The following is a 25,495-nucleotide window of genomic DNA, read 5'->3' as shown; positions in this document are numbered from 1 at the left end:
GGAGATGTCGCAGGGGGGGCTCCGCCCCCGCGCTGGCGCGCTCCCCCGGGATATTTCGGCCAAGCCGAAGCTGAAAGCCTCGTGCGCGTTCGTGTTGGCAAAAATATCCCGGGGGTGAGGTGCGAAGCACCGAGGGGGCAGAGCCCCCCTTGGCTATGGGCCAAGAAAAAGGCGCCGCTCGGGCGCCTCTCACTTACATCTTGTTGAGCTTGCTCTGCAGATCGGCGAGCTGTTTCTTGATCGAGTCCAACTCGCCGCGATCATCGCCGTCATCGGGCGCGGGGCCGGACGAGCCTGCCGTGCCCCAGCCGGCCATCATGTTCTGCAAGAAGGCCTGTTGCTGCGCCTGCAGCGCCTCGAAGCCGGGCATCGAGGCCATGGGATTCGGCATCTTGTTCATATTCTCGAGCATATGCGAGTGCCCCTCGCGCAGCATCTCGAAGCTGGCTGCGAGGAATTGCGGCACCACCGATTGCGCAGCCCCCGTATAGGAGCGCACCAGATCGGTCAGCACGTCGACCGGCAGGACATTCTCGCCGCGGCTTTCGTGCTCGGCCACGATCTGCAGCAGATATTGCCGCGTCAAGTCGTCGCCCGATTTCAGATCGACAATCTGCACCTCGCGCCCGTCGCGGATGAATTTCGCGATGTCTTCGAGCGTCACGTAATCGCTGGTCTCGGTGTTGTAGAGACGGCGGCTGGCGTAACGCTTGATCAGCAAGGGCTTTTCGTCTTCGGCCATGTGATGCGATCCTCCCCGAATTGTGCTTGTGCAGCGATTGTGTGACGCCGCGCTGCCAAAAGCAATAAAAGAAAAAGGGCGCGCCACGAGGGCGCGCCCGAGATACGCGAGGCCGACTGGGAGGAGGAAGCCGGTGCCCGCGGTGAATTCTTACTTCGCAGCCGCGGTGGCTTTCTTCGTCGCAGCGGTCATGTCGGCGGTCGCCTTCTTGACGTTTGCGGAGGCTTCTTCCGACATGTCCTTGCCGGCAGCCATCATCAGCTCGACGGTGTCCATCTGAACCTTTTTCGCGATTTCAGCGAAAGCGGCCATGTTTTCGGCAGCCATCTCGGCCGAAGCCGACGCGAAGTCGCTCATCGCCTTGGCGTAATCGGCGGGCTCTTCCTTGGTTTTGGTCAGGTCGCCCATCTTGTCGATGGTGCCCTTGGTCCATTTGGTCGAGATTTCGGTCGACTTGCCGGCAGCTTCAAGCGCCACCTGCGACATCTTCTCGCCCAGAGCCGCTTGCGATTTGAAAGCGTCTTGGAATTTCGAGGTGTCGACGGGGAAGGACGCCATCATGTCCTGCATGATCTTGGTGTAGTCTTGGGTCTTAGCCATGTGAATGCTCCGTTGGGTTGGGGCCCGTGGTCTGGAACGTTGGCGGGGCCCTTTGGGTTACGCAACGTATATACATGCTGCGGCGCAGCATTTCAAGAGAAGAATTGCTGCGCCGCAGAAATTTTCAACCCAAACGGGAAAGTTATATCTTAACTATTTCTTTGACATAAGTGCCGGGCGCATCAGCCAAAACCGGGTGATCTGCATCGCCGGGCTGGCGTGCGGGCACCATCGCGCCGGACTTCTTGGCCAGCCATTCGCCCCAGCGCGGCCACCAGCTTCCCTCGTGGAACTCCGCCTGCGCTTTCCACTCGTTGGGATTCGCGACCGGCGCCTCAGAGGTGTAGTGGCCATATTTCTTCTTGCTGGGCGGGTTCACGATCCCGGCGATATGGCCCGACTGCGACAGGATGAAGGTCTTGTCCTTCGATCCCATCTTCGCGACGCCGTTGAACGAGGCGACCCAGGGCGCGATGTGGTCGGTCTCGCAGGCGATCGCCATCAGCGGCACGTTCACGTCCGAGACCTTGACCGTCTCGCCCAGCACCTCGAAGCCGTCGCGCGCGAAGCGGTCCTTCTGGCAGAGCCCGCGCAGATACTCGACCGCCATCTTGCCCGGCAGGTTCGTCGAGTCGCCGTTCCAGAACAGCAGATCGAAGGCGGGCGGGGATTCCCCCATCATGTAGCTGCGGATCGCGGGCCGGTAGATCAGGTCGTTCGAGCGCAGGTAGGAGAAGGTGCGCGACATGAAGTAGCTGTCGAGCACCCCGTCGGCCTTGCATTGCCGCTCGATCCCGTCGACGAAATCGTCTTGCAGGAAGACCGCGAATTCGCCCTGATCCGAGAAATCGGTGAGCGTGGTGAAGAAGGTGGCCGAGTTGATCGACTTGTCCTTGCGCTTGTTCAGAAGGCCCAGCGTCAGCGACAGCGTGGTGCCTGCGATGCAATAGCCCACCGCGTTGACCTTCTTCTCGCCGGTGATCTTCTTCACCTCGTCGATCGCGGTCAGATAGCCTTCCTGCACGTAGTCATCCATGCCGACATCGGCATAGCTCTGATCGGGGTTCTTCCAGCTCACCACGAAGAGGGTGAAGCCCTGATCGACGATCCAGCGGATCAGCGAATTCTGCGGCTTCAGGTCCATGATGTAGAAACGGTTGATCCAGGGCGGGAAGATCACCAGCGGGGTTTTGTGAACCTTTTCGGTGGTCGGCGTGTACTGGATCAGCTCGAACAGACGGTTGCGGTAGATCACTGCGCCCTCGGCGGTGCCGATATTCTCGCCCACGGTGAAGGCATCCTTGTCGGCCAGCGTCACCAGCAGATCGCCGCGGTTCGCCTCGATGTCGCGCACGAGGTTCTCGAGCCCTTTCACGAGGCTCTCGCCCTCGGTCTCAATCGCCTTCTCCAGCGCGTCGGGGTTGGTGGCGAGGAAATTCGTGGGCGCCATCAGGTCGATGATCTGGCGCGAGAAGTAGTTCAGTCGCTGACGGTCCACCGGATCGAGATCGTCGAGCTTGTCGACCGCCTCCTTCACGCCTTTGGCCGCGATCAGATACTGCTGTTTGATGTAGTTGAAATAGGGGTGGCTGTCCCAGAGCGGATTGGCGAAGCGCGGGTCGGAGGGGCCGGGATCTTCCGGCGGGCGGAACGCGCCCTTGGCGAGCGCCTCCTGCGCTTCGAGATAATGCTTCATCGCCTGACCCCAGTAATTCACCTGGGCTTCGAGGATTTTCGAGGGCTTTTCGAGCCACTCGTTCATCATGGCGGCAGAGGACGTCATGTAGAGATCGGCGCCGGGGCCTTCGAGGGCCGGGTTCATCGGTCGCTTATGCGCGATCGCATCGACCATGCGCTCGGTCAGTTCTTCGATGCGGGCCAGATTGTCCTGCATTTTCTGCGACGCAGCAATTTTGTCCGTCTCCTCGGTTGTCATAAATGATATTCCTCCCTATCCTCTGCACCAGCATAATATCGCCGCAGTCTTGGGGTAAAGCGGCGTTTCCATTGCCGAGTGAGTGCGTGGCCCGCCCCGAGGAGTTGTATATGAAAACGATCATGTCCTACGACCTGATGGAGACCTTCAGGAACACGAACGAGTGGATGGGCGCCTCGGCGCGTGCCATGGCCTCCTACCCGGTCTGGGGGCTCGCCCCGCATCCGATGTTCAAGATCATGTCGGCCTGGGGCCGGGTGACGGAGCGTTCGTTCGCACGGATGGTGATCAAGCCCGACTGGGGTATCCATTCGATCGCGGCGGAGGACGGGCGCGATCACCTCGTCGAGGTCGAGACCGTGCTCGACAAGCCCTTCGGCAGCCTCGTGCATTTCAACGTCCACGGCCGCGAGCCGATGGAGCGGCGCATCCTGCTGGTGGCGCCGATGTCGGGCCATTACGCGACGCTGCTGCGCTCGACCGTGGCCTCGCTGCTGCCCGATGCGGATGTGTGGGTGACCGATTGGCATAATGCGCGTGACATCCCCGTCTCTGAGGGCAAGTTCGATATCGAGGACTACACCCTCTACCTTGTCGATTTCATGAAGAAGATGGGCCCTGACTGCAACGTGATCGCCGTGTGTCAGCCCGCGCCGCTCGCGCTGGCCGCGACCGCTTATCTGGCAGCCGAAGATCCGGCCGCGCAGCCGCGCACGCTGACCCTGATCGGCGGGCCGATCGATCCCGACGCGAAAGCGACCGAGGTTACCGATTTCGGGCGTCGCGTCACGATGGGCCAGCTCGAGCAAATGGTGATCCAGCGCGTCGGCTTCAAATACAAGGGCGCGGGCCGTCTGGTCTATCCGGGCCTGATGCAGCTCGCCTCGTTCATTTCGATGAACATGGACAAGCACGCGCAGGCCTTCCAGGAGAAGATCTGGAGCGAGGCGCAGGGCGAGGGCTCCGAGCATGACAAGCATTACCGCTTCTACGACGAATATCTCGCGGTGATGGACATGACGGCGGAGTTCTACCTCTCGACGGTGGAGCGGATCTTCAAGGGCCTCGAGATCGCCCAGAACCGCTTCGAGGTCGGCGGCAAGATGGTCGATATCTCGAAGATCACCAAGGTCGCGGTGAAGACCGTGGAAGGCGAGAAAGACGACATCTCCGCCCCCGGCCAATGCGTCGCCGCGCTCGACCTGTGCTCGGGCGTACCGGATTCGATGAAACAGCAACACCTCGAGCCCGGCGCAGGCCATTACGGCATCTTCGCAGGGTCGCATTGGCGCAACAACATCCGCCCGCTGGTCCTCGATTTCATCGACGAGAACGCCGACAACCCGGCGCCCGGGAAGGGGAAACCCGCAACGGTCACGCCGATCCGCAAGAAGAAGGTGAAGACGGCCGAGGCGGGGTGAGACTTCGACTTTCGCGGAATTGAAGACGCCGCTCCGAAACGGGCGGCGTTTTTCGTTTGATGCGGATCGAGTTGTTTGGCCGCTTCGAGCCCACTCCGGACATTCTCAAGGCAATTAATCGAAGTTTTCCTCGCTGCCATCTTCATCTTCGCCGTAACTTAAGTGGTCGGAAATAGCCACTTCCAGAGTCTCGCGCCTTTCCCTGAAATCTTCGACCTCTTCGTAGTGGGCCTCCAACTCGTCAAGCACACTCTGCTTCTGACGATCCGATCTCAGCGCTGCAAGGTAATCGGCTTCTAATGCCGGATCGAATGGCAGTGGCGCAATGAGGTCACGTATGAATCTAACATTGGGGCCAGATGCCGCCCCGGAAGCGAAGTAAGCGATCAACTCGACTTGCAGGAAATCTTCGCCTTCGAAATCGAAGCTTTCGCCGATAAAGATCTTTGAAGCTTTCGACCCGTATTCGACTTCATATGTATAGAGATTAAGTCTGCCTGCCTCGCTTCTAATGATTTGGAAAATCGGAAGCACAATTTTCGAGATCACCTTACCAACGAACTTCTTGTGGCGGCGCTCATTGGGCGTCACAGTGAACATGCCTTCAATGTCGATCTTGAAACTCAGATGCTTTTCTAGAAAGGCATTGAGGTCGTCCCGCTCGCGCGCCGGGCCATACACCGATGCTAGGTTGTACCGGCCGTAACGTTGGGATTTGTAGAAGCTGGAAAGAATGCCGATGAACTCATTGTGCACGCCAGCGAGATTGATTTCATGGCTCTCTTTGAGCCGCTTGACTAACTCCTGGTGACTATGGGTGATGAGCCCCTTCTCAAACTCGGCCTGATCCGTTGACGTATCGTGCTCGGTCAGGATAACCGCGATTTTCAGCAATCGTTCGATCCCCACGGCCACGCCATAGAGAAACTCAAAGGCATCTTCTTCAGCCGCGAAGTTTCTCATTTCGTGAAATGCTTGCAGTCCATTGAACAGGAACCGACCGGCGATATCTAGCTCGGTGCCAAGATTGAAGTTCTTCCAGTATTCGTCAGGACGCATCTATGGCACTCTCTTTATGTGCTGATATTCCAATTGCTTTACCACGGTTAACAGCACCGATCATGTTTGGTCGGCTTCGTCCGCCAAGCGCCCATCCGCCTCACGCCAACAATAAAGGCGCCTCCAGCCAGTCGCGCAGGTTCTGGGTGATCTTCTCGGGTTGCTCGAGCGGGCTCAGGTGACCTGCGCCGAGGATCAGGCGAAATTCGGCGTGGGGCATCAGCTCGGCGAGGAATTCGTGGCGGCGGGGCGGGCAGATCTTGTCGTATTCGCCGCACATCAGCAGCGCGCGGGTTTTCGTGGCGCGCAGCGTGCGTTGCAGGTCAGGGCGGCGCATCAGGGCGCGCGATTGCGCCTCGAACGTGTCGGCGCCCAAGCCTGCCGCCATCTCCAGCATCATCGCCTGAATCTCGGCGCGGCCGGGATCGGGGGCGAGGCTGTCGGCGGGAATTTCTTCGAGCATCATTTCGTCGAGCCGCCCGGTGAGCGCCTTCACGATCCGGGTTTCGCGCGCGGCGGCGATCTGCGGCATCTCGGGCAGGGGGGAGACGTCGAGCAGCGCGACCTGGCTCACCCGGTCGGGGGCGCGGCGCAGGATCTCGATCGCGACCACCGCACCCAGCCAATGCCCGACCAGCGCGAATTGCGGCGGGGCCTCGTCGAGCACGGTCTGCGCCATCTCCTCGATGGTCGCGCCACGCAACCGCGCCACCATTACCGAGCGCTCGGAAGACAGCTCCTGCAGCGGGTGCCAGAACAGCCGTGCGTCGCACATGAATCCGGGTAGAAAGACCAGCGGGTCGCTTGGCATCGCTCGAAACCTCAATCGCGGCGCGTTTTCGCGCTTCTCGCGTCGAGTGTGCCGCAAGGGCCGAGGTCAAGCAAATCGAAATGCCGCCGGCAGCGGATCACAGCCGGGCCAGCACCTCCGCAAGCGCGGTCTCGATCAGCGCGAGGCAATCGGGGTCCGAGAAGCGGTGATCGGCGCCCTTCACCAAGGTCAGGCGCATGTCCGCGCCCTCGGCATGCTCCAGCAGCCGGATCGCGGTCTCGGTGCTGACGGCCTCGTCGGCGGTGCCTTGCAGGAAACGCGTGGGGAAGGGGAGCGCCAGCGGGCTGCGCAGCACCAGCCGCTCGCGACCCTCGTTGATCAGGCGGCGCGTGATGACATAGGGCTCGCCGTAATCCGACGGGATCGCGATGGAGCCTTCGCTCTCCAGCTTGTGCCGGGTTTCCTTGTCGAAACTCGCCCAATAGCCGTCCTCGGTGAAATCGGGGGCGGCGGCGATGGTGACGAGGCCCGCGACTTTCTCCGGGTGTTCGCGCGCCATCAGGAGCGAGATCCAGCCGCCCATCGAGGAGCCCACGAGGATCTGCGGGCCTTCGGTCTTGGCCATGACCACGTCGCGCGCATCCTCGAACCAGTCGCCGATCGCGCCGTCCTCGAATGCGCCGTCCGAGACGCCGTGGCCGGAATAGTCGAAGCGCAGGAAGGCGCGGCCTTCGCGCTTGGCCCAGTCCTCAAGCGCCAGCGCCTTCGTGCCTTCCATGTCCGATTTGAACCCGCCGAGGAACACCACGCCCGGCCCTTTGCCCGTCGTCAGATTATAGGCGATGCGGCGGCCTTCTTGGGTGTCGAAATACTCGGTCATCTGCGCTCCCCTGCGATCTGTTCGCGCCCAGCCTATCGGGCGGCGCGGGTGGCCTCAACCTGTCCGCTTGCGCTCAGTGCGCGGGCTTTTCCTTGCCGGTGACGGCGCGGTAGATCGGCTGGATGATCCGGGTGACGATGGGGATCAGGACCAGACCGTAGATCAGACCGAAGATGCCGTCGAAGTACGCGGTGACGGCCCAGCTGACGAAGCCTTCCGCCGTGCCTGCCGCATGGGCTGCGGCCTCGGCCTGATGGTGGATCCAGTCGTAGGGCGCGTGCCAGCCAAGCTCTGCCAGACCGTGCAGCACGATATTGCCGCCGACCCAGATCATCGCGGCGGTGCCGACGATCATCAGGGTCTTCATCAGCCACGGCATGACTTTCACCATGCCGCGCCCGAAGGCTCGGGTCGCAGCAAGGTTCGCGTTCTCGGCCAGCCAGAGCCCCGCATCATCGGCCTTCACGATCAGCGCGACGGAGCCATAAACCACCACGGTCACGCCGATCCCGATGATCGCAAGCGCGATCGCCTCCATCCAGATCGGCTGGCCCGAGGGCAGGGCGGCGAGGCCGATCGTCATGATCTCGGCGGAGAGGATGAAATCGGTCTTCACCGCGGATTTGACGCGCTTTTCCTCGAGATGGTCAGCGGTCTCTGCCGCGACATGGCCCTCTGCATCGGGCTCATGCGGTTTGAACAGGTGATAGACCTTCTCCGCGCCCTCGAAACACAGGTAGGAGCCGCCCAGCATCAGCAAGGGCGTGATCAGCCACGGCGCGAAGGCTGACAGCAGCAGCGCCGCCGGCAGCAGGAAGATCAGCTTGTTCTTGATCGAACCGAGCGCGATTTTTCCCACGATCGGCAATTCGCGGGCGGGCTTGAAGCCGTGGACATATTTCGGCGTGACCGCGGCATCGTCGATCAGCGCGCCAGCGGCTTTCGAGCCTGCCTTGGCCGCCTGACCTGCCGCGTCGTCGATGGAGGTCGCCGCCACCTTGGCGATCCCCGCCACGTCATCCAGCAATGCCAGCAAGCCACTCATCGCAAACCCTTTCTCAATCACGCCCGCGTGAGCCTAGGGCGCGTCTCCCCAAGCCACAAGCGCGAAGACTTGTTCCCGAATTCTTTCCGGGCGGACATGAAAAAGGCGCCCGAAGGCGCCTTGATCGGATTGGTTTGAAAGGCTTACAGCCCCAGCTTCTGCGCCACGATCTGGTTGACCGCCTTGGGGTTGGCCTTGCCGCCCGAGGCCTTGATGACCTGACCGACGAACCAGCCAGCCAGTTTCGGGTTGGCCTTGGCCTTCTCGACCTGCTCGGGGTTCGCAGCAATCACCTCGTCCACGGCAGCCTCGATGGCGCCGGTATCGGTGACCTGGATCATGCCGCGCTCTTCCACGATCTTCTCGGGGTCGCCGCCTTCGGTATAGACGATCTCGAAGAGGTCCTTGGCGATCTTGCCCGAGATCTTGTCGGACTTGATCAGCCGGATGATCGCGCCTAGCTGCGCGGCATCGACCGGGCTCGACGTGATGTCGTGATCTTCCTTCTTCAAGCGGCCGAACAGCTCGTTGATGACCCAGTTCGCGGCGAGCTTGCCGTCACCGGCCTCGGCCACCACAGCCTCGAAGTAATCCGCGTTCTCGACCTCTGCGGTCAGCACCGAGGCGTCATATTCCGACAGGCCCAGTTCCTTGACGAAGCGTGCTTTCTTCTCGTCCGGCAGTTCTGGCATCGAGGTGCCGATATCGTCGACCCATCCCTGCTCGATCTCGAGCGGCAGCAGGTCGGGGCAGGGGAAGTAGCGGTAATCATGCGCTTCTTCCTTCGAACGCATCGAGCGCGTCTCGCCCTTGTCCGGATCGTAGAGGCGGGTTTCCTGCACCACTTCGCCGCCGTCCTCGACGATGGCGATCTGGCGACGCGCCTCGTATTCGATCGCCTGCTGAATGAAGCGCATCGAGTTCATGTTCTTGATCTCGCAGCGGGTGCCCAGATGCGAGAAATCCTGCGTTTCCTGATATTTCTCGTAAGCGCCCGGCTTGCAGATCGAGACGTTAACGTCGGCGCGCAGGTTGCCGTTCTGCATGTTGCCGTCGCAGGTGCCCAGATAGCGCAGGATCTGACGCAGCTTGCCGACATAGGCGGCCGCCTCTTCGGGGCCGCGAATGTCGGGGCGCGAGACGATCTCCATCAGCGCGACACCGGTGCGGTTGAGGTCCACGAAGGACATATGCGGGTCCATGTCATGGATTGACTTGCCCGCATCCTGTTCGAGGTGGATGCGCTCGATCCGGACCTTGCGTGCGACGCCCGGGCCCATATCGACGATGATTTCGCCCTCGCCCACGATGGGGTGGTAGAGCTGGCTGATCTGGTAGCCCTGCGGCAGGTCCGGGTAGAAATAGTTCTTCCGGTCGAAGGCCGAGCGCAGGTTGATATCGGCTTTGAGGCCGAGGCCCGTGCGCACCGCCTGCGCCACGCAGAACTCGTTGATCACCGGCAGCATCCCCGGCATCGCCGCGTCGACGAAGGCCACGTTGGAGTTCGGCTCTGCGCCGAACTTGGTCGAGGCGCCCGAGAACAGCTTGGCTTTCGATGCCACCTGCGCGTGGACTTCAAGCCCGATCACCAGCTCCCAATCCGATTTGGCACCGGCAATGACCTTGGGTTCGGGGGCTTGGAATTCGAGATGGTCGAGCATGTCCACATCCTGTCAGTAAAGGCTTGGGCAAGCTTCTAGGGCAGGGCAGGGGCGGGAGCAAGAGGGCGACCGCCCCGGATTGGGGATCAGACCACCGGCACCCCATAGGATTCGAAAATCGCGCTGAGCCGGTCGAGCGGCGGCGTGGCCTCTCGTGGCAGGTAGGCGCGGCGCCCGTCGCGCAGCGTGACCATGCATTCGTCGCCCGCAAGCTTGCGCCGCCGCAGCCGCGCCGAGTCGATCTGCGCAAGTGGGAACGTGCCCAATTGCCGTCCGTTGCGATAGACTTCCATCCTCGCAGGCGTGATCCGCAGCAGCCCCGAGCGGTTGCGCATCAGCTTGTACAAAGTGAGGGCGAGATAGATCCACGCAGCGACATGAATCCATGTCGTCGCGGTCAGTTTCATTGCGCCGTAAAGCAGCGCCATCCCGAAGGCGAGGGCGAGATAACCTCCCGCCCGGCGGGCCTGGTGTCGGTATTCAAATTCATTGTCGTCCATGGTCGAGCCCATCCGCGAAATTGCGTAACGCCTGCAAGGCGCAGGCGTCCGCGTTTCGTAGGTCAAGAACCCGGCACGGATGGGCCGAAAATACGGCCAATCCGTGGTGAGATGGGCGCGCCTGCGGCGCTGAGCGGAAATCAGCCCAACAGACGCTGCGTCATCTCCGACAAGTCGCGGCTGAGGCCCGGCTGGGCGGCGATCCGTTCCAGCTCGCTGCGCATCTTCTCGCGCCGGCCTTCGTCATAGCGCGTCCACGTCTCGAAGGCGGTGGACATGCGGGCTGCGACCTGCGGATTGACCGGATCGAGCTTCAGGAGCCAGTCGGCATAGAAGCGATAGCTCGCCCCGTCCGCGCGGTGAAAGCCCGCGTGATTGCCCGACAGCCCCGCCATCAGCGCGCGGAAGCGGTTCGGCGTCTTCCATGTGAAGAGCGGATCGCCCGTCAGCGCCTTGGCGCGCTCCAGCGCCATCTCTGGCGGGCAATTGGCAAGCTGGACGAGGAACCACTTGTCCATCACCAGCCGGTCGCCCTGCCAGCGGTCGCGGAATTCGGCCATGGCGGCGGCGTCCTGCCCGGTCTGCACCAGTGCTGCGAGCGCGCCGAGGCTTTCGGTCATGTTCTCTGCCGAGGCGAAAAGCGCCCCCGCCCGTGCTCCGCCGTCGATGCGGTTCAGGAGCCGCAGAACGGCAAGGCGCAGCGCCCGCGGGCCGGCCTGCTCGGGATCGGAGCTATAGGGGCCTGTCGCTTCGCTGCTGGTGAAGATCTCGGCCAGAAGCGTCTTGTGCGCAGTCGCCAGATCGCGAGCGAGCCCTTCGCGCGCCGCGTAGATCGCCGCCGGATCGGGCGTCTCGCCCTGATCGTAGAGCGCCTGCGCGATGCTGTCCTCGGAGGGCAGGTTCAGGCACAGCGCGCGGAAGGCCGGATCGGCGGTCTCGTCGCGCAGCAGCGCCCCGATCGCATCGGAGAAGGACGCGTCGGTTTCCTGTCCCAGCACCCGCCCGATCAGCACTTTCTGGGCCAGCGCGCGGCCTGCCTCCCAGCGGTTGAACGGGTCGCGGTCATGGGTCAGCAGGAAAGCCAGCTCCGACGTGTCGGCGTCGCGCTCCAGCCGCACGGGGGCGGAAAAGTCGCGCAGGATCGAGGGCACCGGGCGCGTCGCGAGCCCGTCGAAGGTGAAGCTCTGTTTCGCCTCGGTCATCTCCAGCACGGTGGAGGGCACGACCTCGTCGCCATTCTCGGACAGAAGGCCGACTTCGATCGGAATGTGGCGCGGAAGCTTCTCCGACTGGCCGGGAGTGGGGCGCGTTTCCTGTTCGAATTCAAGCGTATATGTGCCGTCTTTGAAGCTGTCGCGGACCCGCAGGGTCGGCGTGCCCGCATCGGTATACCAGCGCTTGAACTGGCTCAGATCGCGGCCCGAACTGTCCTCGAAGACCTTCAGCCAGTCCTCGATCGTGCAGGCCTGCCCGTCATGGCGCTCGAAGTAGAGATCCAGCGCGGCGCGGTAGCCTTCGTGGCCGAGCAAGCGATGCAGCATCCCCACGATCTCGGCGCCCTTCTCATAAACGGTCGCGGTGTAGAAGTTGTTGATCTCGCGGTAATGATCGGGGCGCGGCGGGTGCGAGAGCGGGCCGCGATCCTCGCGGAACTGCCGCCCGCGCAGCGCCAGAACATCGTCGATCCGCTTCGTCGCATGGCCGCGCATGTCGCCGGTGAACTGCTGGTCTCGATAGACCGTCAGCCCCTCTTTGAGGCACAGCTGGAACCAGTCGCGGCAGGTGATCCGGTTGCCGGTCCAGTTGTGGAAATACTCATGCGCGATGATACCCTCGATGCGTTCGTAATCTGCATCGGTCGCGGTCTCGGGCGAGGCGAGAACCCATTTGGAGTTGAAAATGTTCAACCCCTTGTTCTCCATCGCGCCCATATTGAAGTCATCGACGGCGACGATGTTGAAAATGTCCAAGTCGTATTCGCGCCCATAGGCCTCTTCGTCCCAGCGCATAGAACGGTGCAGCGCCTGCAGGGCGAAGTCGCAGCGGTCCTCGTCGCCGGGGCGAACCCAGATATTCGTCGCGACCTCGCGGCCCGACATCGTGGTGAATGTACCCGAATGTGCGCGCAGATCGCCCGCGACCAGCGCGAAGAGATAGGCGGGCTTAGGCCACGGATCGACCCATTCGGCATAGCCGTCGCGGCTCTCGACCAGATCGCCGTTCGCCAGCAGCACCGGCTGGTCGCCGGTGATCGTGACGTGGAAGCGCGCCATCACGTCGGGGCGGTCCGGGTAGAAGGTGATCTTGCGGAAGCCCTCGGCCTCGCATTGCGTGCAATACATGCCGTTGGACATGTAGAGCCCTTCGAGCGCGGTGTTCTTCGAGGGCGCGATCCGCGTCACGGTCTCCAGCGTGAAGGGCTGCGAGGGCAGAGCATTCGCCGGGATCGTAAGGCCGGTCTTGCTCAGCTCGTAGTCATCAGGCGTCAGCGCCCGCCCGTCCACTGCGACCGAGACAAGCTCCAGATCTTCGCCATCGAGTTCCAGCGCGGCCGCCTCCTGCCGGGGCGAGAAGGAAAGACCCGCGCGCACTTCGGTCGCGTCCGGGTCGAGCGTGAAATCAAGCCGCACGGTCTCGAGGGTGAAGGGGTAGGGGCGGTAGTCGCTCAGGCGCTTGGCAGGGGCGTCGGCAGCCGTCAGTTCAGCGGACATTCTTACGATATTCCTAATTAACTTCGGGTTATTTTAGGTGGCGCGCGCCCGTGCGAAAGCAAGTTCGCCTTTGCGTGAGCCGCGCCTCTGATGTTCGGCGGGCGCGATCCGGTCTCGGCGTCGCAGTCCCGCAGCTGGCGGAACAGTATCTGCCCCGCTCGGGGTTTTCAAAGCGGTTTCGCGGAAAGGTCCGAGAGGTGCGGCCACCGGTGCGTTGAACCCGAGCCCGGACGACTGCGTTACTTGATGTGAAGGGGGCCGGAACGATGCGCTCTGCGCCACGGCCCCGGTACGCGACTGGAGAAGATGGAAGGAGGACATCCGATGTCCGCACCCGATACCAATACGAAGACCCAGACCAAGAAACACGCCCCCGCCCTGATCGGGATCGCGATCGTCGCGGTGCTGGGCGTGGCGGTGATCCTGGTCTGGATCGCGATGGCCACAGATACCTCGGAGCCCGCGGCAAGCGATGCAAGTCAGGCCGAGGTCACGACGCAACCCGCGCCGGAGACCGAGGGTGTCGTGCGTTCGGAGCCACCGGCGAAGCCGCTGGACGGGATTGGTCTGTCCACCACGCAAGCGCCCGAGACGACTGGTGTCGGCAATGTTGAAAGCAATGGCGACGCGACGCAGGCCGACCCGATCCAGCAGTGAGCTCGGACGGGTCGCGCGCGGCTGCATCGCTCCCGTTTCCGTGAGCCGCTGGCCTTTTTACGCCCTTTCACCGTTTTAGCGTCTTCCCGCCCGCGACAGGCAATCCGCTGGACATTCACGCTCAGCGGTTTCATCTAGTACGCGTCTAAGAAAACCGGGAGGGCACAATGGCACAGCGGGTCGCACGTAACGAACTGCAGGTGGCGGTCGAACTGGCCGCCTTCATCGAGGATCAGGCTTTGCCGGGGACCGGCGTCGCGCCGGAGCGCTTCTGGGAAGGGCTGTCGGACCTGCTGCATACGCAGGGGCAGAAGAACCGCGCACTTCTGGAGACGCGCGAGTCGATCCAGTCCAAGCTCGACGACTGGCACGCGCATCACCGCGCCGAAGGCTTTGATTTCGAAGATTATAAATCCTTCCTGAAAGAGATCGGCTACCTCCTGCCCGAAGGCGACGACTTCAAGATCGAGACGCCGGAAACCGATCCCGAATTCGCCACCGTCTGCGGTCCGCAGCTCGTCGTGCCGATCACCAATGCGCGCTATGCGCTCAACGCGGCGAATGCGCGCTGGGGCAGCCTTTACGATGCGCTTTACGGCACCGATGCGCTTGGCGATTTGCCGCAGGGCAAGGGCTATGACCCCGAACGTGGCGCCCGCGTGATCGAGCGTGCGAAGGCATTTCTCGACGAGGCGGTGCCGCTTGCAGGCGGCAGCTGGACCGGCGTGACCGCGCTGCGTGTCGAGAACGGCGTCTTCTTCGTGGAGAACGCGGTGGGCGAAACCGGGCTGGCCGATCCGGCGCAGTTCCTCGGGTTCAACATTTCCGACGAGGGCGCGCTGTCCGAGGTTCTGCTGAAAAATAACGGGCTGCATCTCGTGATCGAGATCGACCCGACCACCGAGGTCGGTCAGGCCGATCCCGCCGATATCGCCGATGTCATCCTTGAGGCCGCGATCAGTACGATCATGGATTGCGAGGACTCGGTCGCCTGCGTCGATGCCGAGGACAAGGTTCAGGCCTATGGCAACTGGCTGGGCCTGATGAAAGGCGATCTGCGCGAAAACGTCGTGAAGAACGGCGAGAAGACGGTCCGGCGGCTCGAAGGCGATTATCAGTTCACCGGCGGCGGTGGCGAGAAGATCACGCTGAAGGGCCGCTCGCTGATGCTGGTGCGCAATGTCGGCCACCTGATGACCACGCCCGCGATCCTGACCCGCGACGGCGAAGAGGCCTTCGAGGGGCTGATGGACGCGATGGTCACCACGCTTTGTGCGATGCATGACCTCAAGAAGACCGAAGGCCCGCGCAACTCGGTCACCGGCTCGGTCTATGTGGTGAAGCCGAAGATGCACGGCCCCGAAGAGGTCGCCTTCGCGACCGAGATCTTCGACAAGGTCGAGGAGGTTCTGGGCCTGCCGCGCTACACCGTTAAGCTGGGCATCATGGACGAGGAGCGCCGCACCTCGGTCAATCTCAAGGAATGCATCCGCGCCGCGAAGAACCGCGTGGCCTTCATCAACACGGGCTTCCTCGATCGCACGGGCGACGAGATCTACACCTCGATGCAGGCCGGTCCGATGCTCGCCAAGGGCGAGATGAAGGGCCAGCCGTGGATCGAAGCCTATGAGGATCGTAACGTCGATATCGGGCTGGCCTGCGGGCTCGCCGGCAAGGCGCAGATCGGCAAAGGCATGTGGGCGATGCCCGACCGGATGGCCGATATGCTCGAGGCCAAGGTCAATCACCCGCTCGCGGGCGCGAACTGCGCCTGGGTGCCGTCGCCGACGGCCGCCACGCTGCATGCCACGCATTACCACAAGGTCGATGTGAAGCGTCGCCAGCAGGAGATCGCCGCGATGAACCGCCCGGCGCGGCTCGACGATCTGCTGATGATCCCGCTCGCACGCGGCAAGAACTACTCGGAGGAGGAAATCCGCACCGAGATCGAGAACAACGCGCAAGGCATCCTCGGCTATGTCGTGCGCTGGGTCGATCAGGGGGTGGGCTGCTCCAAGGTGCCCGACATTCACGACGTCGGCCTGATGGAAGACCGCGCGACCTGCCGGATTTCCAGCCAGGCGATCGCGAACTGGCTCGAACATGGGCTGGTGAGCGAAGGTCAGGTGATGGAGGCGCTGCGCAAGATGGCCAAGGTCGTCGACCGCCAGAACGAGGGCGACCCGAACTACCGCCCGATGGCGCCCGGCTATGACGGCTTCGCCTTCCAGGCAGCCTGCGATCTGTGCTTCCTGGGTACGGTCCAACCCTCGGGTTATACGGAACCGGTGCTGCATCAGCGCCGCCTGCAAGTGAAGGAGGAACGCGCATGATCACGCTCGAACAAGCGCAGAAGATGATCGACACCGCGCTCGCGCAAGGTGTGGAAGACGACCTGAAACCGCTCTCGGCGATCGTGCTGGACGCGGGCGGTCACCCGCTGGCTTTCGCGCGCGCCGATGGCGCGGCGCCGGGCCGGTTCGAGATTGCGCGCGCCAAGGCTTACGGCGCAGTGATGCTGGGCATGGGCGGCAAGGCGCAGATGGCGCGGGCCGAGGCGCAGGCCTATTTCATGGCCGCCGTGAACGGCATCTATGACGGCAAGACCTGCCCCGTGCCCGGCGGCGTGCTGATCCGCGACGAGAGCGGGGCGGTGATCGGTGCGATGGGCGTCACCGGCGACACCTCGGACAATGATGCGAAAGTGGCCGTGGCCGGGATCGAGGCTGCGGGCTTTACTGCCGAGGACTGATCCTCTCGCAAGGTTTGATTTCGGGCGGTCCGGCAGGCGATGCCGGGCCGCCCGTGTCGTCTCTGCCCCCGCGGCCCCCGCTCGGGCCATTGACGCGCGCGGCGCGCTCTGGCAGGGGAGAGCGCAAATAAGGACAATGAGAATGCACCTGTTTTCCGACATCCGCGCCGCGGTGATTGCGGCACTCGATCAGATGGTTTCCGAGGGCGCGCTGCCCGAGGGGCTGGACTACGCAAACGTCGCGGTGGAGCCGCCGCGCGATCCGCTGCATGGCGACATGGCGACGAACGCCGCGATGGTGCTGGCCAAGCCCGCCAAATCGAAGCCGCGCGACATCGCCGAGACGCTGGCGACCAAGCTGGCCGCAGATGACCGGATCGTCAGCGCCGATGTGGCCGGTCCCGGCTTCATCAACCTGCGCCTCGATCCCAAGGTCTGGGCCGATGTGACCCACGCCGTGCTGAAAGAGGGCGCGGATTACGGGCGTTCCGATCTGGGCAAGGGTGTGAAGGTCAACGTGGAATATGTCTCCGCGAACCCCACCGGCCCGATGCATGTGGGCCATACGCGCGGCGCCGTGTTCGGCGATGCGCTGGCGAGCCTGCTGGACTTCGCGGGCTATGACGTCACGCGGGAATATTACATCAACGATGGCGGCGCGCAGGTCGATGTACTCGCCCGCTCCGCCTATGAGCGCTATCGCGAAGCCTGTGGCCTCGAGCCGGAAATTCGCGAGGGGCTTTACCCGGGCGATTACCTGATCCCGGTCGGCGAGGCGATCAAGGCCAAGTATGCCGAGAGCCTGCTCGACAAGCCCGAGGAAGACTGGCTCGAAGATATCCGCGAATTCGCGACCGAGCAGATGATGGAGATGATCCGCGGGGATCTCGCCTGTCTCGGCGTGAAGATGGATGTGTTCTCCTCCGAGAAGTCGCTCTACGGCACCGGCCAGATCGAAGCGGCGCTGAAGCGGCTCGAGGATCTGGGGCTGATCTATGAGGGCGTGCTCGACCCGCCGAAGGGCAAGCTGCCCGAGGATTGGGAGGAGCGCGAGCAGACGCTGTTCCGCTCGACCGATTATGGCGATGACGTGGACCGTCCGGTGAAGAAGTCGGACGGTTCCTGGACCTATTTCGCCCCGGATATCGCCTATCACTGGACCAAGATCGACCGCGGTTACGACCTGCTGATCGACGTCTTCGGCGCCGACCATGGCGGCTATGTGAAGCGGATGAAGGCGGCCGTGGCTGCGCTTTCCAATCGCAGGGTGACGCTCGACATCAAGCTGATCCAGCTGGTGAAGCTGTTCAAGAATGGCGAGCCCTTCAAGATGTCGAAGCGCGCGGGCACGTTTGTCACGCTGCGCGACGTGGTGGAGCAGGCGGGCGCGGATGTGACCCGCTTCCACATGCTCACCCGCAAGAACGACGCGCCGCTGGATTTCGATTTCGACAAGGTGCTGGAGCAGTCCAAGGATAACCCGGTCTTCTACGTGCAATATGCCCATGCCCGGGTCTGCTCGGTGCTGCGCAAGGCGGCGGAAGCGGGCTGGGACATGTCGGATGCGCGTCTGGCCGAGGTCGATCTGTCCGGCGAGTGGCATCCGTCCGAGCTGGAACTGGTCAAGAAGATCGCCGAATGGCCGCGTCTTCTGGAGATCGCGGCGCGCGCGAACGAGCCGCACCGGGTGGCGTTCTACCTCTACGATCTCGCCTCGGACCTGCACAGCCTGTGGAACCGTGGCAATGACGAGCCGGCCCTGCGCTTCCTGCAGGATGGCAATGAGGCCGCATCGGCGGCGAAAATCGCCCTTGCCCGTGCCAGCGCCGTTGTCATTTCCGCCGGTCTTGGTATTCTTGGCGTGACCCCGGCTGAAGAGATGCGATAAACGCACGCCGCCGGGAACAGGCAATTTCCGGGTGACCGGACAAGGCCGGGCAACCGGCGGCGAGGCGACGAGCATGACGACCTACGACTACCGCGAGAGTGGGGGTTACGGGTATGAACACCCGCAGCCCCATTACGCGCATCCCGAAGATCCCGCTCCTGAACGTGCGCCACGCGTCGTGTCGCGCTGGGTCAATGTAGCTGGCGCGCTGACATCGGTCGCGATGATCGCGGGTCTGGTGGTCTGGGGCTATAAGCTGGCGATGCGCGACCTCAACGGCGTGCCGGTGATCCGCGCGATGGACGGGCCCGCCCGGATCGCGCCGGAGGACCCGGGCGGTGAACTTGCGCGCCATACCGGTCTTGCCGTGAACGACGTAGCCGGCACGGGGCAGGCGGCGCCTGCGCCCGAGAAAGTGACGCTCGCGCCCAGCCCGGAAGGCTTCACCGACGATGACAAGCCGATGGGCGAGCTGGCGGCAGAGGCTAAGGTGGCGAGCGATGAGGCCAACCCTGCGGCCAATCCGGCCGTAGAGGCCGCGATCGCGGCGCTCGAGCCTGCCGCGCTCAATGCCGATCCCTCGCAGGTGAAGGACGCGCCCGATATTCCCGTGAAGCCTGCTCTGATGAGCCCGGCCATGCCCGAGACGCGCCCCGACGCGGTCGCGCAGGAGGCAACTCCCGAGAGCGACGCGGTCGAAGGTGTGATCCCGGCTACGGTTCCGGGCGTCTCACGCTCGCCGCGGCCGCAGACCAAGCCGATGCGCGATCAGCTTCTGGCGGCGGCGCTGGAGCAGGCGGTGACGAAGCAGATGTCGGCGGGACAGGCCGAGAAAGGGGTCGTCGATCTCGATCCGTCGGAACTGTCCGCAGGCACGCGCCTCGTGCAGCTTGGCGCCTTCGACACTGAGTCCGCCGCCAAGGGCGAATGGGACCGTATCGCCAAGCGCTTCGACGCGCTGATGTCCGGCAAGAAGCGCGTGGTTCAGAAGGCCAGCTCCGGCGGGCGCGATTTCTATCGCCTGCGCGTCGCGGGCTTTGACGACGTGACCGAAGCGCGCCAGTTCTGCGCCGCCCTCGTGGCCGAGCGGCAGAACTGCATCCCGACGCAGGCGCGCTGATGGGCGTCGCCGCGATCTTCGGCTGCGAGGGGACCGAGCTCTCCGCGCGTGAACGCGATTTCTTCCGCGAGGCCGACCCGTGGGGCTTCATCCTGTTCTCGCGCAATATCGACACGCCTGAGCAGGTCGCCCGGCTGACCGATGCGCTGCGCGGGGCCGTGGGACGCGATGCGCCGGTGCTGATCGATCAGGAAGGCGGACGGGTGCAGCGGATGCGCGGTCCGCAATGGCGCGAATGGCTGCCGCCGCTGGAGCAGGCGAAGCGGGCAGGGGATGCGGCTCCGCGCTCCTTCTGGCTGCGCTCGCGGATCATGGCGGAGGAGCTGCGCGCGGTCGGCATCGACGTGAACTGCGCGCCCACCTGCGATATCGCGGGACTTCTGACCCATCCGTTTCTGCAAAACCGCTGTCTGGGCAAGGATGCGGCCACCGTGATCGCCAATGCTCGCGCCACCGCCGACGGGCTGCTGGCGGGCGGTGTGCTCCCAGTCATCAAGCATATCCCCGGCCACGGCCGTGCGATCTCCGACAGCCACAAGGACCTGCCGGTGGTCGAGGCCTCCAAGGCCGATCTGATTGCAACTGATTTCGCACCCTTCAAGGCGCTCGCTGATCTCCCGCTGGGGATGACCGCGCATATCCGCTTCACTGCGCTAGATGACGCCCCCGCGACGCAAAGCGCGAAGATCATCAAGATGATCCGCGAGGAAATCGGTTTCGACGGGCTGCTGATGAGCGACGATATCGGGATGGAGGCGCTCGCGGGCGGCTTCGGGACTCGCACGGCTGCCGCTCTGGCTGCTGGCTGCGATCTGGTGCTCCATTGCAAGGGCGACATGCCCGCGATGGAAGAGGTGGCGATGGCCGCCCGGGCGATGAGCGAGGCGGCAAAGGCCCGCGCCGAGGCCGCGCTGGACCGGCGCTTGCCGCCCGAGACAGTTGACATGGCCGCGCTCGATGCCGAACTTGAGGCACTCTTGAGCGGCGGCATGGATGAGTGACACCGAAAATCTGTTCGACTCGCAAACGGTAGCGGATCGGCTTCAGGCCGAGGCGCTGATCGTCGATGTCGACGGGTTCGAAGGCCCGCTCGACCTTCTGCTGACGCTTTCGCGCAGCCAGAAAGTCGATCTGCGCAAAATCTCCGTGCTGCAACTGGCCGAGCAATATCTGGCCTTCGTCGACCGCGCCAAGGCGCTGCGCATCGAGCTGGCCGCCGATTACCTCGTGATGGCGGCGTGGCTCGCCTTCCTGAAATCGCGGCTTCTGCTGCCGCCCGACCCGGAGGCCGAAGGCCCCTCGGCGGAAGATCTGGCCGAGCATCTGGCCTTCCAGCTGGAACGTCTGCAGGCGATGCGCGAGGCGGCGGCGCAGCTGATGGCGCGCGACCGACTGGGGCGCGACACCTTCGCGCGCGGCATCTCGGAAGAGGTCGAGCGCGTCCGCAAGGTCACCTATTCGGCCTCGCTGATGGACCTGATGCAGGCCTATGCGCGCATCCGCACGCGCGATGAGTTCCGCCCCTACGCGTTCGATCGCACCAATGTTTTCACGATGGAGGAGGCGCTGGACCGGATGCGCGGGCTGATCGGTTTCGCGGGCGGCTGGTCGGAACTGACCACCTTCCTCCCCGACGGCTGGACCGCCGATCCCAAACGCCGACGCTCGGCCACCGCCGCGACCTTCGCGGCCTCGCTGGAAATGGCCAAGCAAGGCCAGATCGAGCTGCGCCAGAGCGATACGTTCCAACCCATTTCGATCCGGAAGAAGACATGAACGACGAGCCGGAACAGACTGAAGAAAAAGAAGAAACCCTTTTCGCGGCGCCGCCTATTGCCGAGCAGGAGCGGATGGTCGAAGCGATCCTCTTCGCCTCTGCCGAACCCGTCCGACTGCGCGAGATGGAAGAGCGGATGCCGCATGGCTGCGACCCCGCCGAGGCGCTCGTGCATCTGCGCAAGCGCTACGAAGGGCGCGGCGTGCGCGTGGTGAAGGTGGGTGACGCCTGGGCGGTGCGCACCGCGCCCGATCTCGCCTTCCTGATGCAGAAGGAGACGGTGGAGGAGCGCAAACTGTCCCGCGCCGCCGTCGAGACGCTCGCGATCATCGCCTATCACCAGCCGGTCACCCGCGCCGAGATCGAAGAGATCCGCGGCGTCGCCGTGTCGCGCGGCACGATCGACCAGTTGCTGGAAATGGAATGGATCCGCTTCGGTCGCCGCCGGATGACGCCGGGCCGCCCCGTCACCTTCGTCGTGACGCAGGAATTCCTCGACCAGTTCAGCCTCGAGAGTGCCCGCGACCTGCCGGGCCTCAAGGAGCTGCGCGCCGCCGGTCTGCTGGACTCGCGCCCCCTGCCGGGTGCAGGCTCGGATGACGACGAGGAGGGCGAGGAGGACGAGGCCCAGACCGGCCAGTCCGAATTGTTCGAGGATTGACAGGGGGATATCCGATGAACTTCAACCAGATTATCAATATGGTCATCCGTATGTTCCTGCGCCGCGGGATCAACTGGGGGATCAACAAGGGCGTCGGTATGGCCTCGAAGCGGGGCGGCAAGGGCAAAGCTCAGGGCCCGATGACGGCGCAGGAGCGCAAAGCCCAGCAGGGCGCGCGCGACGCGGTCAAGCGGGCGCGCAAGGCGGCGCGGATCACGCGGCGCATGTGAGGGACTCCGGCAGCTCGCGACGCGGCAGCTTTGCGGACAAAGTTGCCATTTGCTGCGAAGGCCGAACCTCCCGAAGAGGTCCGGCACAGGGCTACCGCTCAAAGGAAATGTGAGCTCAGGAGGGTGCCTTCTCCAAGGTAAGATGGGGTGTGCCATCCGACGTTCTGCTGTGGCTGCACCCATCTTCGCGCAGCGTGCCACGAATGCGGGACCGCCAATTCGAGAAGCTGTCGAACTGCACCGTGTCGATCGGCTTATCCAGCGCGATTTCGACCCGGCGATGCGCGGCGGGACCCGAAAGGGCGACGATCTTTCCGCTGTAGGCTTGTCCGAGGTAGTGTCCGGTCACCCGGTCGCCCAGGGCAAGTTCCGGTGGCGCATTGCGTTGACTGAGACGGGCGTGAAGCGTGTTCCAGTCCCGCGCCCCATGTTGCCGGGCGACGAGTTCGAGAGCTTGGGCATGACTGACGGTCATACCCTGGGCCTGCAAGGCCTGACGCAGTGCCTTGGCCTGCGTCTTGACGGTGTCGAGGGATGCTTGTGTCATGCGGCTTCCTTCGCGTGCGGAGTTGCGGAGATGGGCGCAGTGAGGCGGTTTCGGACGACAAGGATCAAGGCCAGTGCAAAGAGCGCGGCATCGGCGATGGGGAAGGCGAACCACAGGCCGTCGATCCCCGCCATTGCGTTCAGGACAAGCAGCAGCGCGGGCGTCAGCAGCCACGGCTTGGTCAGGGTGAGTGCCGCGGTCCGGAGCGGATACCCCATCGCTTGAAAATGCAGGGCGAGGACGAGGATGGGGCCGCTGACGACGTAGAGGGCCGTCATCGGCCTCAGGATTGCGGCAACTGCCGAGACGACCTCCCGGTCGTTCGAGAACATCGCGCCCAAGGGCTCGCCCAGAAAGGCTCCGGTGAGCGTCACACCAAGGCACCACAGGAACGCGCTTCCCATGGCAAGCCGCAAGGCTGCGCCCGCCCGGTCCAGCCGGCCCGCGCCCGCGTTGTTGCCGGTGATGCTCTGGGTGGTCAGCGCGATCGCCATCTGTGGCAGGAAGGCCAGTCCGAGAATGCGTGTCACCACGCCGTAGGCCGCGATAAAGGTTGCATGGTTCGTGGCGGCGGTGCCGACGGCGAGGAGAACCACGCTTGAAACCAAGGCCATCCCAATGAAGGTCAGGCACAAAGGGAGCCCGAGCGAGAAGATCTGCAGCCACCCCGACAGCCAACTGTGGCGGCGGAGTGCCCCAAGGGGCAACAGGTCGCGATCGCGTTCCCGCAGGACCAGCAGCAGCGCGAGGCCGAGGGTCTGCGCCCCCACGGTGCCGATCGCAGAGCCCGCCACCCCCAATCCAAACAGCACGATCGCGATGTAGTTCGCGCCGATGTTCAGCAGATTCACGAGCACCGAGAGCATGGCGATCTGCCCTGCACGTCCCTCGTTGCGCAGGGCATCGGCGTGCAGACCCAAAGCGAACTGGATTGGCGCGCCGAGGATCAGGATCAGAAGGTAGCTCTGCGCCCCACCTGCGACCGCCGCGTTTCCGGCTGCGAGTGCGGAGATGATGACAGGCCCCACCGACAAAGCACCCGCGATAAGCGCCGCGCTGATGGCGAGGGCCAGCCCGTGGGCACCTGCGAAGACGGCTCCGGCCTGTGTGCGGGCGCCTGCGCCCAGATGGCGGGCGAGCAAGCTCGACATGCCGCCACCGGCCAAAGTCGTCAGTGCCGTGAGCAGCATGACGACCGGAAAGGCCAGGCTGACCGACGCCAGGGCCTGGGCGCCGACGAAGCGCCCGACGAAGATCCCGTCTACGACGTTAAGCAGCCCACCCATCGACATGACCACCGCCATGGGCAGGGCATTCGACACGAACAATCGTCCGACGGGCTGTGTCAGGAGACGGTTTTCAATTGCAGTAGATGCAGGTCCAGCGGACATGGCTCACTCCTCCAGAGAGGCATTTCGGATCGGGAGGGAGCCTGCATTGCCCACCTGCGAAATGCTTCGAGGGTGAGATGTCGTCTTGCTCCGGGCTTCACCGTGACTCGCGTCCGCAGGCGGCAGGTGCCCGGCACCTACCGGCTTCTTAAGAGGGAACCCCATCAAGCGCAATAGGCCACGCAAGGTCGCGCGACCGCGCGGCCCCGAGATGCATGATTGTTACGCTATTAAGTCCAGACCCGGAGCTATGGGCTCAATCCGGACTCATCGCCCCTGACGTCGCGCCATAAACGCCAGTCGCTCGAACAGATGTACGTCCTGCTCGTTCTTCAGAAGAGCGCCGTGCAGTTTCGGCAGCAGGCTCGCGCCTTCGCGTTTGAGGTCTTCGGGGTTCAGATCCTCTGCCAGCAGCAGCTTCAGCCAGTCGAGCACTTCGCTCGTCGAGGGTTTCTTCTTCAGGCCCGGGGTCTCGCGGATCTCGTAGAACTGGCTCAGCGCCTCGGTCAGCAGGCGGTCCTTGATGTCGGGGAAGTGGACGGCGACGATGTCTTTCATCACCTCCGGCTCGGGGAAGCGAATGTAGTGGAAGAAGCAGCGGCGCAGGAAGGCGTCGGGCAGTTCCTTCTCGTTATTCGAGGTGATGATGACGACGGGGCGGTGTTTGGCCCGGATCGTCTCGCCGGTCTCGTAGACGTGGAACTCCATCTTATCGAGCTCCTGCAGCAGGTCGTTCGGGAACTCGATATCGGCCTTGTCGACCTCGTCGATCAGCAGCACGACTTTCTTGCCCGCTTCGAAGGACTGCCAGAGCTTGCCCTTACGGATGTAGTTCTTCACGTCGTTGACGCGTTCGTCGCCCAGCTGGCTGTCGCGCAGACGGCTCACCGCGTCATATTCGTAGAGCCCTTGCTGCGCCTTGGTGGTGGATTTGATGTTCCACTCGACCATCTCCATTCTGAGGCTCTGCGCCACCTGCCGCGCCAGTTCCGTCTTGCCGGTGCCCGGCTCGCCCTTCACCAGAAGGGGGCGCTCCAGCGCCACGGCGGCATTGACCGCGACGGTCAGATCGGGCGGGGCGACATAGCTGTCGGTCGATTGAAATTGCACGGGGAACACGCTCCGGTTTCGAGATCGCTGCGCAA

The 25,495-nt window shown here is 63.7% G+C and carries 23 protein-coding genes; 10 read left to right on the top strand and 13 right to left on the bottom strand.

Features of this window, described 5'->3' with window-relative positions:
* Nucleotides 1–193: 193 nt before the first annotated feature.
* The 3 genes from phaR to phaC all read right to left on the bottom strand — a co-directional run bounded on the left by phaR (nt 194) and on the right by phaC (nt 3,278).
* Nucleotides 194–742, bottom strand: coding sequence for a polyhydroxyalkanoate synthesis repressor PhaR (phaR, locus tag AKL02_RS12660; RefSeq protein WP_078522837.1), 549 nt, complete (start codon nt 740–742; stop codon nt 194–196).
* 150 nt (nt 743–892) lie between these two features.
* The gene (locus AKL02_RS12655) at nt 893–1,342 is read right to left on the bottom strand and encodes a phasin, PhaP (RefSeq protein WP_078542726.1); all 450 of its coding nucleotides are present in this window, start codon (nt 1,340–1,342) and stop codon (nt 893–895) included.
* A gap of 142 nt (nt 1,343–1,484) precedes the next feature.
* The gene (gene phaC / locus AKL02_RS12650; protein ID WP_083078866.1) at nt 1,485–3,278 is read right to left on the bottom strand and encodes a class I poly(R)-hydroxyalkanoic acid synthase; all 1,794 of its coding nucleotides are present in this window, start codon (nt 3,276–3,278) and stop codon (nt 1,485–1,487) included.
* Between the two features lie 110 nt (nt 3,279–3,388).
* Between phaC and phaZ the strand changes: the two genes are divergently transcribed.
* Nucleotides 3,389–4,699 (top strand): polyhydroxyalkanoate depolymerase, encoded by a 1,311-nt coding sequence (phaZ, locus tag AKL02_RS12645; RefSeq protein ID WP_078542728.1) that lies wholly within the window; start codon nt 3,389–3,391, stop codon nt 4,697–4,699.
* A gap of 114 nt (nt 4,700–4,813) precedes the next feature.
* Here the strand turns inward: phaZ and AKL02_RS12640 are convergent, their stop codons facing one another.
* From AKL02_RS12640 to pepN, 7 genes are all read right to left on the bottom strand, one after another.
* Nucleotides 4,814–5,758 carry a hypothetical protein gene (locus AKL02_RS12640; protein WP_083078865.1) on the bottom strand — a complete coding sequence of 315 codons (945 nt, stop codon included), beginning with the start codon at nt 5,756–5,758 and terminating at the stop codon, nt 4,814–4,816.
* Between the two features lie 100 nt (nt 5,759–5,858).
* Nucleotides 5,859–6,569: an alpha/beta fold hydrolase gene (locus AKL02_RS12635; protein WP_083078864.1), complete on the bottom strand. Its 711-nt coding sequence runs from the start codon at nt 6,567–6,569 to the stop codon at nt 5,859–5,861.
* Nucleotides 6,570–6,666: 97 nt separating this feature from the next.
* Nucleotides 6,667–7,410, bottom strand: coding sequence for an alpha/beta hydrolase (locus tag AKL02_RS12630; protein WP_083078863.1), 744 nt, complete (start codon nt 7,408–7,410; stop codon nt 6,667–6,669).
* A gap of 73 nt (nt 7,411–7,483) precedes the next feature.
* On the bottom strand, nt 7,484–8,455 hold the full coding sequence (locus AKL02_RS12625) for a DUF808 domain-containing protein (protein WP_083078966.1): 972 nt from the start codon (nt 8,453–8,455) through the stop codon (nt 7,484–7,486).
* A gap of 143 nt (nt 8,456–8,598) precedes the next feature.
* Nucleotides 8,599–10,116 (bottom strand): Asp-tRNA(Asn)/Glu-tRNA(Gln) amidotransferase subunit GatB, encoded by a 1,518-nt coding sequence (gene gatB / locus AKL02_RS12620; RefSeq protein WP_083078862.1) that lies wholly within the window; start codon nt 10,114–10,116, stop codon nt 8,599–8,601.
* Between the two features lie 86 nt (nt 10,117–10,202).
* Nucleotides 10,203–10,616 carry a hypothetical protein gene (locus AKL02_RS12615; RefSeq protein ID WP_078571758.1) on the bottom strand — a complete coding sequence of 138 codons (414 nt, stop codon included), beginning with the start codon at nt 10,614–10,616 and terminating at the stop codon, nt 10,203–10,205.
* A 140-nt stretch (nt 10,617–10,756) separates the two neighbouring features.
* On the bottom strand, nt 10,757–13,327 hold the full coding sequence (pepN, locus tag AKL02_RS12610; RefSeq protein ID WP_083078861.1) for an aminopeptidase N: 2,571 nt from the start codon (nt 13,325–13,327) through the stop codon (nt 10,757–10,759).
* Nucleotides 13,328–13,651: 324 nt separating this feature from the next.
* Here pepN and AKL02_RS12605 point away from each other — a divergent pair, with 324 nt between their 5' ends.
* The 9 genes from AKL02_RS12605 to AKL02_RS12565 all read left to right on the top strand — a co-directional run bounded on the left by AKL02_RS12605 (nt 13,652) and on the right by AKL02_RS12565 (nt 22,412).
* Nucleotides 13,652–13,984, top strand: a complete 333-nt coding sequence (locus AKL02_RS12605) for a flagellar basal body-associated FliL family protein (RefSeq protein WP_083078860.1) — start codon at nt 13,652–13,654, stop codon at nt 13,982–13,984.
* Nucleotides 13,985–14,151: 167 nt separating this feature from the next.
* Nucleotides 14,152–16,317 carry a malate synthase G gene (locus tag AKL02_RS12600; RefSeq protein WP_083078859.1) on the top strand — a complete coding sequence of 722 codons (2,166 nt, stop codon included), beginning with the start codon at nt 14,152–14,154 and terminating at the stop codon, nt 16,315–16,317.
* A complete protein-coding gene (locus AKL02_RS12595) occupies nt 16,314–16,736 on the top strand; it encodes a GlcG/HbpS family heme-binding protein (RefSeq protein WP_083078858.1) in 423 nt (140 codons plus the stop codon). The genes AKL02_RS12600 and AKL02_RS12595 overlap by 4 nt, the downstream gene beginning before the upstream one ends.
* Before the next feature lie 142 nt (nt 16,737–16,878).
* Entirely contained in the window at nt 16,879–18,624 is a 1,746-nt protein-coding gene (gene argS, locus AKL02_RS12590; protein ID WP_083078857.1) for an arginine--tRNA ligase, read from the top strand.
* Between the two features lie 73 nt (nt 18,625–18,697).
* A complete protein-coding gene (locus tag AKL02_RS12585; RefSeq protein WP_083078856.1) occupies nt 18,698–19,744 on the top strand; it encodes an SPOR domain-containing protein in 1,047 nt (348 codons plus the stop codon).
* Nucleotides 19,744–20,745, top strand: coding sequence for a beta-N-acetylhexosaminidase (gene nagZ / locus AKL02_RS12580; protein WP_083078855.1), 1,002 nt, complete (start codon nt 19,744–19,746; stop codon nt 20,743–20,745). The genes AKL02_RS12585 and nagZ overlap by 1 nt, the downstream gene beginning before the upstream one ends.
* Nucleotides 20,738–21,520, top strand: coding sequence for a segregation and condensation protein A (locus tag AKL02_RS12575; RefSeq protein ID WP_078522820.1), 783 nt, complete (start codon nt 20,738–20,740; stop codon nt 21,518–21,520). Before nagZ ends, AKL02_RS12575 begins: the two co-directional genes overlap by 8 nt.
* Complete coding sequence (gene scpB, locus AKL02_RS12570; protein WP_078547427.1) at nt 21,517–22,182, top strand: SMC-Scp complex subunit ScpB; 666 nt, start codon at nt 21,517–21,519, stop codon at nt 22,180–22,182. Before AKL02_RS12575 ends, scpB begins: the two co-directional genes overlap by 4 nt.
* A 14-nt stretch (nt 22,183–22,196) precedes the next feature.
* Nucleotides 22,197–22,412 (top strand): hypothetical protein, encoded by a 216-nt coding sequence (locus AKL02_RS12565; RefSeq protein WP_078606099.1) that lies wholly within the window; start codon nt 22,197–22,199, stop codon nt 22,410–22,412.
* A gap of 115 nt (nt 22,413–22,527) precedes the next feature.
* Here AKL02_RS12565 and AKL02_RS12560 read toward each other — a convergent pair whose 3' ends face one another.
* The 3 genes from AKL02_RS12560 to AKL02_RS12550 all read right to left on the bottom strand — a co-directional run bounded on the left by AKL02_RS12560 (nt 22,528) and on the right by AKL02_RS12550 (nt 25,460).
* Nucleotides 22,528–22,959: a glyoxalase superfamily protein gene (locus AKL02_RS12560; RefSeq protein WP_083078854.1), complete on the bottom strand. Its 432-nt coding sequence runs from the start codon at nt 22,957–22,959 to the stop codon at nt 22,528–22,530.
* A complete protein-coding gene (locus AKL02_RS12555; protein WP_083078853.1) occupies nt 22,956–24,350 on the bottom strand; it encodes an MATE family efflux transporter in 1,395 nt (464 codons plus the stop codon). The genes AKL02_RS12560 and AKL02_RS12555 overlap by 4 nt, the downstream gene beginning before the upstream one ends.
* 267 nt (nt 24,351–24,617) lie before the next feature.
* Nucleotides 24,618–25,460 (bottom strand): AAA family ATPase, encoded by an 843-nt coding sequence (locus AKL02_RS12550; RefSeq protein ID WP_083078965.1) that lies wholly within the window; start codon nt 25,458–25,460, stop codon nt 24,618–24,620.
* Nucleotides 25,461–25,495 lie beyond the last annotated feature (35 nt).

This window comes from Thioclava electrotropha (assembly GCF_002085925.2).
Taxonomy (GTDB): domain Bacteria; phylum Pseudomonadota; class Alphaproteobacteria; order Rhodobacterales; family Rhodobacteraceae; genus Thioclava; species Thioclava electrotropha.
This window is presented reverse-complemented; position numbering and strand designations above follow the sequence as displayed.